We start from the raw sequence: 12,970 nt of genomic DNA on the forward strand, positions 1-12,970 counted from the left end.
TAGTTAAATAAAAAAACCTCTCAGCTAAGGAGAGGTTTTTTTACAACCAGCTCCTTATCTGTCAGCGTAATGCTGCGAGAATTAGCACCGTGTCTACAATTGTAGATCGGTTGCCGGGTTTCGTCGGGCTCGTCCCTCCACCTGCTCTTGATAAGAAGTATTTAGAAATGTTTAAATTTTTAAGATAACTGAATTTTGTCAGATATTTTTCATGTTGTCAATTACTTTTTGAAAAAATTTAATTTATCAATTCGATTAATGGCTTCCCGTAATCTATCTTCTGTATGCAAGAGACCAACACGGATATACCCTTCGCCATGTTCACCAAATCCAACACCAGGAGCAACTGCAACATGTGCTTTTTCTAGTAAAATATCAGCAAATTGCTCAGAGGTATATCCTTTTGGAACAGGAAGCCATGCAAAGAATGACCCTGTTGGAATGTCTACATTCCAACCAATTGATTGACAAGCCGAAATAAGAGCGTTTCGTCGAGATTCGTAACTATTTACAAGGTCTATTACGCAAGACTGTGAACTTAATAGTGCTTCGCGGGCAGCATCTTGAACTGCACCAAAAATACTAACATACATATGATCTTGTAATAAGTTAATGGTTTCAATGACACTTTCATTCCCTACTGCAAAAGCAATACGCCAGCCAGCCATATTGAAAGTTTTCGATAGAGTGTAAATTTCAATACCTGTATTTTTAGCACCGTCTGCTTGCAAGAAACTAACAGGTTTTTGACCATCGAATCCAATCGCACCGTAAGCAAAATCATGAACCACTAATATATTATGTTTATTAGCAAAATGAATAGTTGCATCAAAAAAATCTTTTGATGCAGTAGCACCTGTAGGATTATTTGGATAGTTTAAAAACATTAATTTTGCACGCTCGGCAATAGAGTTATTAATTTTTGTGTAATCTGGTAAAAAGTTATTTTCTGCAATAAGCGGCATTGTTTCAAATTGTGCTTTTGCTAAAGCAACTCCTGATAAATAATCTGGATAGCCTGGATCTGGAACGAGAATCGAATCACCAGGGTTTGTAAAACAAACTGGTAATTCTACTAATCCAGCCTTTCCACCAAACAATATAGCAACTTCAGTTTTCGGATTTACTACTACATCATATTCACGTTGATAGAATGTTGCCACGGCTTCTTTTAAACTTTCATGTCCGCGAAATGGCGGATATTTATGATGAATGGTCTTTTCTGCAGCATCTTGTAAAGCTTTTACGATATGCTGCGGTGTTGGTTGATCTGGATTACCTTGACCTAGATTAATAACATCGTGACCAGCTGCAACGAATTTGTTAACTTTTGCAACAAGTGAAGCGAAAAATTGTGTTGGCAATGATGTTACTATCTCAGAAGGTTGAAATAATTTCATACTTTCCACCTCTTTTGAAAGTTGTTACAATTCTAGTGACAAATGATATAATCTTTCCAGTATTTTGTAAAGAGAAAAATAAGAATGGGGCTGAAAAAATGAAAGTCGCATGTATTCAAATGGATATTGTTTTTGGAGATGTAGAAAAAAATATTGAGAATGCTAAAAATAAAATAAGCGAAGCGATGAAGGAGAGACCGGATGTTATTGTCTTACCAGAATTATGGACAACAGGATATGATTTAGCAAGACTTTCTGAAATTGCAGATAGGGATGGATTGGAAACGAAAGAAAAGTTGAAAGAATGGTCGAAACAATATGGTGTACATATTGTTGGTGGTTCCATAGCGAAGCAAACAGAGCAAGGTGTTACAAATACAATGTATGTGGTAAACAAGGAAGGAGAACTAGTCAATGAATATAGTAAAGTGCATTTATTTCAGCTTATGGATGAACATAAATATTTAATCGCTGGAAATAGTACAGGTGAATTTAAGTTAGATGATGTAGAGTGCGCCGGCACAATTTGTTATGACATTCGTTTTCCAGAGTGGATGCGCGTTCATACTGCAAAAGGTTCAAAAGTTTTATTTGTTGTAGCAGAATGGCCATTAGTTCGTTTAGCACATTGGCGTTTGCTATTGCAAGCAAGAGCAGTTGAAAATCAATGTTATGTTGTTGCCTGTAATAGGGCAGGAAAGGATCCGAATAATGAGTTTGCCGGTCATTCTTTAATTGTCGATCCTTGGGGCGAGGTTGTTGTAGAAGCAAATGAAGAAGAATCAATTTTATTTGGAGAGCTTGTATTCGAGAAAATTAAAGAAGTACGTAAAGGAATTCCAGTTTTTGCGGATCGTCGTCCAGAATTATACAAATAAAATGTTGACAAGTGATTTTTATTCTTGGTATAGTCTTCAACATAAAGTTAAAAATTCAAAAAATTATACAACTCTTATCAAGAGCAGGTGGAGGGATTTGGCCCGATGAAGCCCAGCAACCGACCGTAATACCATTGTGAAATGGGGCGTTTATTACGCCAAAAGGCACGGTGCTAATTCCAGCAGAAAGTAAAACTTTCTGGCAGATAAGAGGGGAGAAGATAAACTTCAAACCTCTTTCTTAGTGGAAAGAGGTTTTTCTATGTTAGAAAAACCTCTGAATTTAAAAAGGGGGAGAAGACGATGGGATATTATTCATTAACAGAAATAACAGCTGTACAATATGCGAAAGATCATGGCTATTTTGAAGCGAAGGCAAATGTCGTTTGTCATGAAATTGGAGACGGAAACTTAAATTACGTGTTCAAATTAGATGATGGAGAGAAATCAATTATAATAAAACAAGCACTGCCCTATGCGAAAGTAGTTGGTGAAAGCTGGCCATTGTCTATAAAAAGAGCAACGATTGAAAGTAAGGCCTTACAAATTTTTGCGCAGTATGTACCGGATTATGTTCCAGCAGTGTACAGTCATGATGAAGAGTTAGCGATAACGGTAATAGAAGACTTATCAAGACTAACAATTACAAGAAAAGGATTAATAGGCGGAGAAGAATATCCGCTTTTATCCCAGCATATCGGCCGTTTTCTAGCACATGTTTTATTTTATACTTCAGATTTTGGTTTACAGTCAGAAGAGAAGAGGGTACTAGAAGGTACCTTTGTAAATCCGGACCTTTGTAAAATTACAGAGGATTTAGTGTTTACAGATCCGTTTGGACATTATGATACAAATGATTATGAGCCAGATTTACAGCTCGTGGTTGATGAACTTTGGAGTGATAAAACTTTAAAACTAAAAGTAGCACAATATAAATATAAGTTCTTAACAAGAAAAGAAACTCTTATTCATGGTGATTTACATACTGGTAGTATTTTTTCGTCACCTTCTGAAACGAAAGTGATTGATCCAGAATTTGCGACATATGGCCCATTTGGATTTGACATAGGTCAATTTATTGCAAATCTATTATTAAATGCTTTATCTAGAGAAGAAGAAAAAAGAAGTGTACTATTTTTCCATATAGAAAAGACGTGGAGTTATTTTGTAGAGACTTTTACAAAGTTATGGATTGGAGAAGGTGTAGAAGTATATACGAAAGAAAAACAATGGTTACCAATTATTTTGCAAAATATCTTTACTGATGCAGTTGGATTTGCCGGATGTGAACTGATTCGTAGAACAATTGGTTTAGCTCATGTAGCAGATTTAGATGAAATAGAAAATAAAGAAACAAGAATTCAAGCTAAGAAGCAAGCGCTATCCTTAGGTAAAGAACTAATAAAATATGAATCTAAAAGTGCAGATATTCAACTGTTTCGAACATTATTTCAACAGACAGTTTCAGGGGGCGTAAAAGCGTGAGTACAATTGTTACTGTTCCGAGATCTGTAAGCTGGAAAGGTGATGCAATTGCGGTATTAAATCAAACGAAATTGCCGCATAGCACAGAATACAAAACATTGACGACTATTGAAGAGGTTTGGAAAAGCATCGTAATGTTAGAAGTACGAGGAGCGCCTGCAATTGGAATTGTAGCTGCATTTGGCTTGGCGCTTGCATCAAAAAAATATAACACTGTACATATTGAAGAATTTCAAAAGAAGTTTAATAGAGATTGTAATTATTTGGGGACGTCACGCCCGACAGCGGTCAATTTATTTTGGGCAATTGATCGTATGAGAGAATCTATTCGAGGGATTACTACAATAAAAGGAGCACAAAAAACATTAGAAGAAGAAGCGCTTCGCATTCAGCAGGAAGATGAAGAGGTGTGCCGAAATATTGGGGAATATGCGTTAACATGTTTTAAAGATGGCGATAATATTTTAACAATCTGTAACGCTGGAAGTATCGCAACTGCCAGATATGGAACTGCATTAGCTCCCTTTTATATTGGAAAAGAGAAAGGTGTGCGTTTACATGCATATGCGTGTGAAACGAGACCAGTTTTACAAGGTGGTCGCTTAACGACGTGGGAATTGAAGCAAGCAAATATTAATGTGACCCTTATTACAGATAATACTGCAGCTCATGCTATTCAAACGAAAGAAATAGATGCAATTATTGTAGGGGCGGATCGAATTGTCGCAAATGGAGATACGGCAAATAAAATAGGGACAATGAATTTAGCTATTTTAGCAAAGTACTTTGATATCCCATTTTATGTTGCTGCGCCACTGTCAACATTTGATGTTACGAAAGAAACTGGAGCCGAAATAATTATTGAAGAAAGAGATGAAACAGAAGTTACGAAAATCTTTGGAAAACAAGTAGCACCAATCGGAACGAATGTTTATAACCCTGCATTTGACGTAACACCGAACGAATTAATTACAGGAATTATTACTGAGAAAGGTATTATAAGCGGGGATTATAAAAGAGAAATTGCATCATTATTTGAAAAACAGGCTAATACATAATAGCTTGTTTTTTTATGCCTAAATGCATTGTTTTCTCTTACTTATATAATGAAAGGAGGAGAAGAGGATGGAAGAGTGGATCAAGATGATAGGTAATGTAGGGTTTCCAATTGTTGTAACATTATATTTACTCCACCGTATTGAAAGTAAATTAGAGGGGGTAATTGTTGCAATTGAGAAGCTCCCGCGGCAATTACTAAAGTACGAAGATCCTCGCGATAAAAAATAAAGTTTGCTCTTCTTGAGCAAACTTTATTTTTTATTGAGCAGTATAGCCACCATCGATAACGACAGCTTGACCAGTTATACCTTTCGCTTTTTCACTCGCTAAAAACATAGCATAATCAGCGATTTCTTGTACTTGTAGCAAACGCTTCTGTGGTACAAGTGGATAAATGACATCTTCTAAAACATTTTCAAGTGGTACATTTCGTGTAGTAGCTAAGTCTTGTAGTTGATTACGTACAAGAGGGGTATCGACATAACCAGGGCAAAGGGCATTAACAGTAATACCATGCGTAGCACCTTCTAAAGCGGCAACTTTTGTTAATCCAATTACGCCATGTTTTGCACTATTATAGGCAGCTTTTCCAGCAAACCCGACCAGGCCGTTAATAGAAGCGACATTAATAATACGACCATATTTTTGTTGTTTCATAATCGGAAAGGCATGCTTAATTGCGATAAACGGAGCAATTTGCATAATTTGAATTAGCAGCTCGAACTTTTCAGTTGGAAAGTCTTCAATGGGTGAAACGTGTTGCATTCCTGCGTTGTTAATTAATATATCTAATGAACCGAAATGATCAACTGTTTGAGAAATTGCTGCTGTAATTTCCTCTTCAGATGTAACGTCACATTTTAAACCGATAGCTTGAAAACCTTCATTTTGTAATTGTTCAGCAGCTTCTTTCGCACGTTCTTCAAGGCGATCAGTAATCACAACTTTTGCACCTTCTTTTGCAAAAGTACTTCCCACTTCATATCCAATACCACTCGCAGCACCTGTTAAAAAGACAACTCGATTTGTAACCATGATGAAAAACATCCCTTCATAATAAAGTTTTCATAGTGCTCTATTTAGAGAGGTTATAATGAAATTCCTGCAAACATTTGGAAAAAATATCGTTAGCTATCTTGTTTTGCAAAATAGTCTTTGCTATACTATTTTGTAAAGCAAGATACTTACGCTTATCTATCTTGTAAAACAAGATAGTAGGAGGATTTGAATTATGTCGACAAGTCAAATGCTGAAAGGGATCTTAGAAGGATGCTTACTTGCTATTATTTCTGAAGGCGAAATATACGGTTATGAAATGAGTGAGAAGCTAGCAAAGTATGGTTTTACAATGGCGAGTGAGGGAAGTATTTATCCGTTATTAATACGAATGCAAAAAGAAGGATTAATAACAAGCGTAATGAAGGAATCTCCATCTGGTCCAAAGAGAAAATATTACACATTAACAGAAAAAGGCGAGGAAGCACTTGATGAATTTATGGATCGCTGGGAAGCGATGCAAAGTAGTGTAGAACGTTTACTTGAAGGGAAGGGAAGGAGAAAATAATGTTATCAAGTGAAGCACAAAAGTTTTTGTTAGATATGAGATTATTTTTGACGGCAAAGAGTGTGAAAGAAAGTGATATTGAAAACTTTTTAGAAGACGCAGAACTTCATTTAATAGAAGGTGAGAGTGAGGGGAAGAGTGTAGAAGATATTTTCGGAAGCTCACCGAAAGAATATGCAAATGAACTTGTAAAAGTGATGGAAAGAGATAGACAGGAAACGTGGAAGCAAATTGGTTTTACAGTAATGAATATCGTATCTTTTTGGATTATTGCTTCTATCTTAATAGTGAGTAATGGAATGTTACAGATTTCACTTATACAGTGTATCGGTTACAGTTTTTCATTGATTTTAGTTGTTATGGGTCCTAATTTTCTACTTCGCAAAATGACCTTCGTCACAAGCTTTACAAAAACATGGTTTTCTATGTGGTCTTTAGTTATGATTGCTCCATTGTTTTTATTAGGAGCTGTTACGATATTAGATGTGATATATCCTACAAAAATGCTCACATTCACCGAAGTCCAAAGTTATATATTAGCTGGTGGGATTTTTATCATCACAGTAGCTATAAATATATATTTTGAAGGATGGTTTAAAAACTTATATTTAATTATTCCGCTTTCTATTATGTTAATGTTTAAAACATTTACATCTGAAGATCTTATGCCAATGCTATTTCAAATTATATGTTTATACGGAAGTTTGTTTATTTTAATTTTCCTTGAAATTATGATGAAGACGAATAGAAGAGAAACGGTTAAATAAAGGGGGATTATCATGAAGGTTTCTAAAGAAGGTGAAAAGTTTTTAATCGATACGAAAGTATATTTAATAACAAATGGGATTAAAGAAGAAGATGTGGACGCTTTTCTTGCAGATGCAGAACTTCATTTAATAGAAGGCGAGAAAGAGGGAAAGACAGTAAGTGACATATTTGGTGACTCACCAAAAGAGTATGCGGAAGAATTAGCGAAAGAGATGGAGAAGGATAAAAGCGGGAGTATAAAAAGTATTTTAGGGATGATTATTGGTATTGGTGGATGTTGGTTACTTACTAATATATTATTTGAAAATCCTAATCATAAATTTACGTTAACGAATGTACAATTGATTGGATACCCAATTGTTTTAATGATTACTATTGTAAGTATAATATTTGCTTTTAAAATGTCATCATTTAAGAGTAAAATAAAAGAATTTAGCATTATTTATGTAGCAGCTTTGTTACCAATTTTATTACTAGTATTATTAATGTTTATGAATAAGTGGTATGGGACACCTGTATTGCAATTAACTACTATACAAAGTTATATACTAGTTGGAATTGTCTTATTAGTATTGTTAATTGGGGAAGCGTACATACTTGGATGGATTGGAATGTTAGTTGTTATCATACCACTATTAATTATGTTTGTATTTAAAGAATTAGGAAAGCAAAACCCATATTGGGGAATACTAGAGCCTTTACTTCTGTACGGAAGTTTATATGTATTAATGAGATGGTCTTTAAAAAATGAAGAGCAAAAAACTGTAAACTAGTTTGTTACTAATATTGAGCGAACGGAATATTTTATTGAGAGGAGAACAAATATGCAAAGTATATTTCTAGGTATATTGTCTATTGTATTTTTAGGTTTAACGATTTTCGGGCTATATACTACCTTTTCGAAAAAGGTACATGATGACTATTTCGATACTTTACTAGATGACACATCAGGTTATATTTTGTTCTTCGGTTTAATTGGAAAAGGGCTGCTCTGGATATGCAAAAAATTATTTCCAAAGAAATATTATATAGGGATTTTTAGAGGGATTACATTTAGTTGTCTATTTTTATTTCTAGCAGCCGGGATTTGGTTTGTTGATTGGAACAAGTTGTTTTAAACAGTAACATGAAGGTTACTGTTTTTTTCTTTGTAGTAAAGAGCTTTGTAAAGAGAGCGCTTTTTGTTCTGTTGTTAATAAGGAATGAATATGAACGTTTTCTGGACGAGGGACTATCGGATACATAAGGTTTGTTGGAGAAGGGTGGTGCTCCGAGCCGGTTGGAGAATGAGGATCTGCATGAGTAAGTTTTCCATGAATACGTCTTGTAAATAAAATATGACCGATTTCGTGAGCGAGCGTATATATATTTTTCATAGGGGCAGCCGAATTTGTTAAAACGATATAGCCAGTAAGTTGCTGTTGTTTTGCTAAAGAATAAGCGCAGGCAATTACTGCTGTTTCTTTGAAATAATCACTGCCAATATAACAAATATAAAGGTCGCATTCAGGAGCTTCATTTACACATGTTTGGAAAAAGGATGCCAACTTTTCTTGACTTTGAATGGAATTTTTATAACTGATTTCACGGTCAAAAAAACGGAAAAGTTCATTTAATACAATTACTTCTTGAATTTGAAATGTAATGGGGTGCCAAATTGATTCTGCAACAGCTAAATCTTTTGCGATGCGGTCATCAGAAATATCGGCGCCGGGAGTAATACAAATACATATATTGACGTATGGATCCATAAGGAACACCTCAAATGAAAAAAGTTCTTCCTATAATATATGTGGGAAAAAGATGTCATGTATGGATAAACGCCTTCTTTATTGAATATATAGATGACAAGTCGAAAAAATTTCATAGTTCTATAACATGGTATGGTCGTCTTTTTGATATAGTAAAGGAAAGGGGGAGAATATATGTATACATTAAAAATCGTTTCAGACAGAGAAGCACTTTATCAATTTGCGAGTTATGTAAGAGTTGTACAAGGGGTTGAAGATGTATATGTAGAGGTGGGAGAACCTTTATATGAACATCCTTTAATGAAGTTTTATGTACATATTAAGCTGAAAGAAACATATGAGCAGCATAAAGCGTTACAGGAAATAGCAAGATTAGTAGAATTGGGTCGTTTTACATATGTCCATTATCGTAATGATGAAATTGAGGAAGCTTTTGAAGCTGTAAAATATGAAAGTTTTAAGAAATAAAGATGAAAAAATGGAGGCGAAAGCTTCCTTTTTTTCTTTAAAATTACATGAACAAAAAGAGAGAAATTTTGTTATGATAAGGGAGGTTAGGGAAAGGGGAATTTACATATGGGGTATATTGAAGAGTTACGAAAAGTCGTTGGTACAAGACCGCTTATTCTCGTAGGATCAGCAATCATTATATTAAATGATAAACAAGAAGTATTGCTTCAATATCGTTCAGATACATATGATTGGGGTGTACCTGGCGGGGCGATGGAACTAGGTGAAACGACAGAAGAAACGGCACGTAGAGAGTTATTTGAGGAAACGGGGTTAACTGCAAAAATAATGCAATTTCTTGGTGTTCTATCAGGAAAAGAAGTATATTTCCGTTATCCGAATGGCGATGAAATTTTCAATGTCATTCATCTGTATCAGGCACATCATGTGAGCGGGGAATTAAAGCTCGATCATGAAGGGTTGAAACTTCAATATTTTCCAGTAGATAAGTTGCCAAAATTGAATGAAACGACAGAGAAAATTTTGCAAAAGTTTTTATATGCACTGACAGAATAGAAGGTTAATTCCTTCTATTTTTATTATATGAAATATTTTGATTTTTTAGTATGTTTATAGTATGATAGTTATAGATATACATCTTATGGAATTTCACCTAAAAACTTACTAGGGTACATAAGAGAGGGGCAAGTACAAAATGCATAATGTTGTTATTACAGCTGCAGTTCGTTCGCCAATTGGAACTTTTGGAGGAGCGCTAAAAAATGTAACGCCAGTAGAATTAGCTGTTCCTGTACTTCAGGAAGCTGTAAAACGAGGCGGGGTAGAACCACATGAAGTTGATGAAGTAATTTTAGGTCATTGTATTCAAAGAACTGATGAAGCAAATACGGCGAGAACAGCTGCATTAGCGGCAGGATTTCCTGACACAGTTACGGGATATACAATCCAACGTCAATGTTCTTCAGGTATGCAAGCAATTATGTCAGCTGCAATGCAAATCCAATTAGGTGTAAGTGATGTTGTTGTTGCAGGTGGAGTAGAAGCGATGAGTTCGAGCCCTTATGCATTGAAACAGCACCGCTGGGGACAACGTCTACAGCACGGAGAAATTCGTGATACGGTGTGGGAAGTGTTAGAAGATCCGATTCACCATATTATGATGGGTGAAACAGCGGAAAATTTAGTTGAACAATATGAAATTACAAGAGAGGAACAAGATGAAGTTGCTCTTCGCAGTCATACATTGGCACTGAAGGCAATCGAGTCTGGACACTTTGACGATCAAATTGTTCCTATTACAATAAAAGAACGTAGAAAAGAAGTAGTATTTTCGAAGGATGAGCATCCACGTGCAGATATTACAGCGGAAAAATTAGCAGGGTTAAAACCAGCATTCCGTAAAGATGGGTCTGTAACTGCAGGTAATGCATCTGGCCTGAATGACGGAAGTGCAGTTCTAGTATTAATGAGCGAAGAAAAAGCAAAAGAAAAAGGCTTACAACCGTTAGCTAGAATTGTTGGATATTCAGTAGCTGGAGTAGACCCGAAAATTATGGGTATTGGACCAGCACCAGCAATCCGAAAAGGATTAGAGAAAGTAGATTGGTCATTAGAAGATGCAGATTTACTGGAAATTAATGAAGCTTTCGCGGCTCAATATTTAGCTGTAGAGAAAGAGTTAGGCTTAGACCGTGAAAAAGTGAACGTAAACGGTAGTGGCGTAGGACTTGGGCATCCAATTGGTTGTACAGGGGCTCGTATTACAGTAAGTTTAATTCACGAATTAAAAAGACGTGGTTTAGAAAAAGGAATTGCCTCTTTATGCGTTGGTGGCGGTATCGGGGTTGCCTTATTTATAGAAGCACTATAAAAAAGAAGCAGCTATTGCTGCTTCTTTTTTTATGACTCAAATAGATGATGGAATAATCGATCGCGATTTTCAAAGAAAAGTTTCGTCGTTTGATAATGCTCGGTTTCTTCTAATGTGGATTCGTGAATCCCCTCTTGTGTTAAAGAGTATATAGTAGATTCAGGGTAAGCCATTAAAATAGGAGAATGCGTCGCAATAACAAATTGTGAACCTTGTTCAGCTAGTTCGTGCATTCGAATGAGCATGGAAAGTTGTCTCATCGGTGATAGAGCTGCCTCAGGCTCATCTAAAATGTATAAACCTTGTCCTGAAAAACGATTCATAAATAAGGAAAAGAATGATTCACCGTGTGATTGTTCGTGTAGTGAAACGCCGCCGTAAGATTTTATAGCATCTATTTCATCAATATAAGAAGCAACGTTATAAAATGATTCAGCGCGAAGAAAGAAACCGTCGTTTGGTGTATTGAAACTTTTTGAAATTCGAAGGTATTCATGTAAAGATGAATGTGAATCGTTTGTGCTAAAGCGGAAATTCTTCGTTCCACCTTCTGCATTAAAACCTAACGCAATTGCAATTCCTTCAAGTAATGTTGATTTACCCGTTCCGTTTTCTCCAATAATGAATGTTACATTTGGATGGAAAGCTAGTGATTGTAATGTTCGGATAGCGGGTAAGCAGTAAGGATATGCGGAAAAACTAGGGATATTTTCTTTTTTTAATGTGACATTTTGTAAAAAGGGTACGTCAATCAATATATAAACCTCAATTCATAACGGATTTTGAATCTAAAAAGGCAGCAAATACAAGTGTTAATAACACCTGAATCCCTTCTTGTTTTCTGAATATTTATGTGGATTATATCATTTAAACTATCATATTCCAATGTGAAAATAAATATTGCATGAAGTTCCATTCTCTCGTTATGATATATGGTATTCTACTGAAAATGTGAGAAGGAGTTAAAGTATGCCGTTTACATTTGCACATCCAGCAGCAGTTCTTCCTTTTGCGAAAAAGCATTCTAAATATATGTCAGTAACGGCTCTTATATTAGGTAGTATGGCGCCTGACTTTGAATATTTTTTACACTTTAGACCGTATGGTGTTATTGGGCATACGTGGCTTGGGTTCTTATATTTAAATTTACCACTTGTCTTCTTATTAGCATACATATATCATTACATTTTAAAAAAGTCTTTTATAACACATTTACCTAAGCCATTTGCTGGCTACTATACATATGCAGTAGACAAGGGGTGGGGTCTTCATACATGGAAGGATCTTTTTGTATTTTGTTATTCAGCATTATTCGGTATGTTAACGCATGTTGTTTGGGATGCATTCACTCATAAGACAGGCTATTTTGTTATGAAAATACCATTATTGCAAAGAGAATGGTACGGTATCTCTGTTTATAAATATATGCAACATGGAAGTACATGTATTGGTTTTCTATTATTAGCATACGTTTTATGGAAGCATAGAAATGAAATGGGTAAAGACTTTATTTTAGCTTCGGAAAAAAGAAATTATTGGATTTCAGTAATTGTTGTGGCAACTATTATATTTATCGTGTATGTGTTCCTAGATCCCTATTTTCATATTTTCCAAATTGGAGGTATAATAGTATCTGGACTGACAAGTTCATTTTGTGGACTTTTCATTGTTTCTATAGTTTACAAAGCAAGGGATTAATTTTATATTCATGAATGATAGCGTTA

Annotated in this window: 16 protein-coding genes and 2 riboswitches; of the genes, 12 read left to right on the forward strand and 4 right to left on the reverse strand. The window is 35.2% G+C overall.

Annotated features, from left to right (window positions below; all coding sequences use genetic code 11):
- Window positions 1–51: 51 nt before the first annotated feature.
- A riboswitch (SAM riboswitch) is annotated at window positions 52–157 on the reverse strand.
- Window positions 158–221: 64 nt separating this feature from the next.
- Window positions 222–1,400, reverse strand: coding sequence for a pyridoxal phosphate-dependent aminotransferase (locus ACLBXA_RS04335; RefSeq protein ID WP_000765506.1), 1,179 nt, complete (start codon window positions 1,398–1,400; stop codon window positions 222–224).
- Window positions 1,401–1,414: 14 nt separating this feature from the next.
- Between ACLBXA_RS04335 and ACLBXA_RS04340 the strand changes: the two genes are divergently transcribed.
- The 4 genes from ACLBXA_RS04340 to ACLBXA_RS04355 all read left to right on the forward strand — a co-directional run bounded on the left by ACLBXA_RS04340 (window position 1,415) and on the right by ACLBXA_RS04355 (window position 5,050).
- Window positions 1,415–2,278, forward strand: coding sequence for a carbon-nitrogen family hydrolase (locus ACLBXA_RS04340; RefSeq protein ID WP_002162505.1), 864 nt, complete (start codon window positions 1,415–1,417; stop codon window positions 2,276–2,278).
- A gap of 71 nt (window positions 2,279–2,349) precedes the next feature.
- A riboswitch (SAM riboswitch) is annotated at window positions 2,350–2,491 on the forward strand.
- 90 nt (window positions 2,492–2,581) lie between these two features.
- Complete coding sequence (gene mtnK / locus ACLBXA_RS04345) at window positions 2,582–3,763, forward strand: S-methyl-5-thioribose kinase (protein ID WP_000542672.1); 1,182 nt, start codon at window positions 2,582–2,584, stop codon at window positions 3,761–3,763.
- Entirely contained in the window at window positions 3,760–4,821 is a 1,062-nt protein-coding gene (gene mtnA / locus ACLBXA_RS04350) for an S-methyl-5-thioribose-1-phosphate isomerase (RefSeq protein ID WP_000104617.1), read from the forward strand. Before mtnK ends, mtnA begins: the two co-directional genes overlap by 4 nt.
- 67 nt (window positions 4,822–4,888) lie before the next feature.
- Window positions 4,889–5,050, forward strand: coding sequence for a YvrJ family protein (locus ACLBXA_RS04355; protein ID WP_000393336.1), 162 nt, complete (start codon window positions 4,889–4,891; stop codon window positions 5,048–5,050).
- A gap of 30 nt (window positions 5,051–5,080) precedes the next feature.
- Here ACLBXA_RS04355 and ACLBXA_RS04360 read toward each other — a convergent pair whose 3' ends face one another.
- The gene (locus ACLBXA_RS04360) at window positions 5,081–5,857 is read right to left on the reverse strand and encodes a 3-hydroxybutyrate dehydrogenase (protein WP_000258453.1); all 777 of its coding nucleotides are present in this window, start codon (window positions 5,855–5,857) and stop codon (window positions 5,081–5,083) included.
- Between the two features lie 196 nt (window positions 5,858–6,053).
- Here ACLBXA_RS04360 and ACLBXA_RS04365 point away from each other — a divergent pair, with 196 nt between their 5' ends.
- Genes ACLBXA_RS04365 through ACLBXA_RS04380 form a run of 4 tightly spaced genes read left to right on the forward strand, consistent with a single transcriptional unit; the run spans window position 6,054 to window position 8,272 of the window.
- A complete protein-coding gene (locus ACLBXA_RS04365; protein ID WP_000107977.1) occupies window positions 6,054–6,386 on the forward strand; it encodes a PadR family transcriptional regulator in 333 nt (110 codons plus the stop codon).
- Entirely contained in the window at window positions 6,386–7,153 is a 768-nt protein-coding gene (locus tag ACLBXA_RS04370; RefSeq protein WP_000952877.1) for a DUF1129 domain-containing protein, read from the forward strand. Before ACLBXA_RS04365 ends, ACLBXA_RS04370 begins: the two co-directional genes overlap by 1 nt.
- Window positions 7,154–7,165: 12 nt before the next feature.
- A complete protein-coding gene (locus ACLBXA_RS04375; RefSeq protein WP_000868634.1) occupies window positions 7,166–7,927 on the forward strand; it encodes a DUF1129 domain-containing protein in 762 nt (253 codons plus the stop codon).
- Window positions 7,928–7,978: 51 nt separating this feature from the next.
- On the forward strand, window positions 7,979–8,272 hold the full coding sequence (locus tag ACLBXA_RS04380; protein WP_001190642.1) for a hypothetical protein: 294 nt from the start codon (window positions 7,979–7,981) through the stop codon (window positions 8,270–8,272).
- A gap of 15 nt (window positions 8,273–8,287) precedes the next feature.
- Here ACLBXA_RS04380 and ACLBXA_RS04385 read toward each other — a convergent pair whose 3' ends face one another.
- Complete coding sequence (locus tag ACLBXA_RS04385; protein WP_000371606.1) at window positions 8,288–8,905, reverse strand: ImmA/IrrE family metallo-endopeptidase; 618 nt, start codon at window positions 8,903–8,905, stop codon at window positions 8,288–8,290.
- Window positions 8,906–9,079: 174 nt separating this feature from the next.
- On the opposite strand from ACLBXA_RS04385, the gene ACLBXA_RS04390 reads away from it, so the two are divergent.
- The 3 genes from ACLBXA_RS04390 (at window position 9,080) to ACLBXA_RS04400 (ending at window position 11,246) form a co-directional block, all read left to right on the forward strand.
- The gene (locus tag ACLBXA_RS04390) at window positions 9,080–9,373 is read left to right on the forward strand and encodes a DUF3928 family protein (RefSeq protein WP_000288330.1); all 294 of its coding nucleotides are present in this window, start codon (window positions 9,080–9,082) and stop codon (window positions 9,371–9,373) included.
- Between the two features lie 108 nt (window positions 9,374–9,481).
- Window positions 9,482–9,931 (forward strand): NUDIX hydrolase, encoded by a 450-nt coding sequence (locus ACLBXA_RS04395; protein WP_002005651.1) that lies wholly within the window; start codon window positions 9,482–9,484, stop codon window positions 9,929–9,931.
- A 139-nt stretch (window positions 9,932–10,070) separates the two neighbouring features.
- Entirely contained in the window at window positions 10,071–11,246 is a 1,176-nt protein-coding gene (locus ACLBXA_RS04400) for an acetyl-CoA C-acetyltransferase (protein WP_000552075.1), read from the forward strand.
- A gap of 29 nt (window positions 11,247–11,275) precedes the next feature.
- On the opposite strand, the gene ACLBXA_RS04405 is transcribed toward ACLBXA_RS04400, so the two are convergent.
- A complete protein-coding gene (locus ACLBXA_RS04405) occupies window positions 11,276–12,001 on the reverse strand; it encodes an AAA family ATPase (protein ID WP_000568001.1) in 726 nt (241 codons plus the stop codon).
- A 214-nt stretch (window positions 12,002–12,215) separates the two neighbouring features.
- On the opposite strand from ACLBXA_RS04405, the gene ACLBXA_RS04410 reads away from it, so the two are divergent.
- Complete coding sequence (locus ACLBXA_RS04410) at window positions 12,216–12,944, forward strand: DUF4184 family protein (RefSeq protein WP_447617110.1); 729 nt, start codon at window positions 12,216–12,218, stop codon at window positions 12,942–12,944.
- Window positions 12,945–12,970: the final 26 nt, after the last annotated feature.

This window comes from Bacillus sp. D48C, from assembly GCF_053345735.1.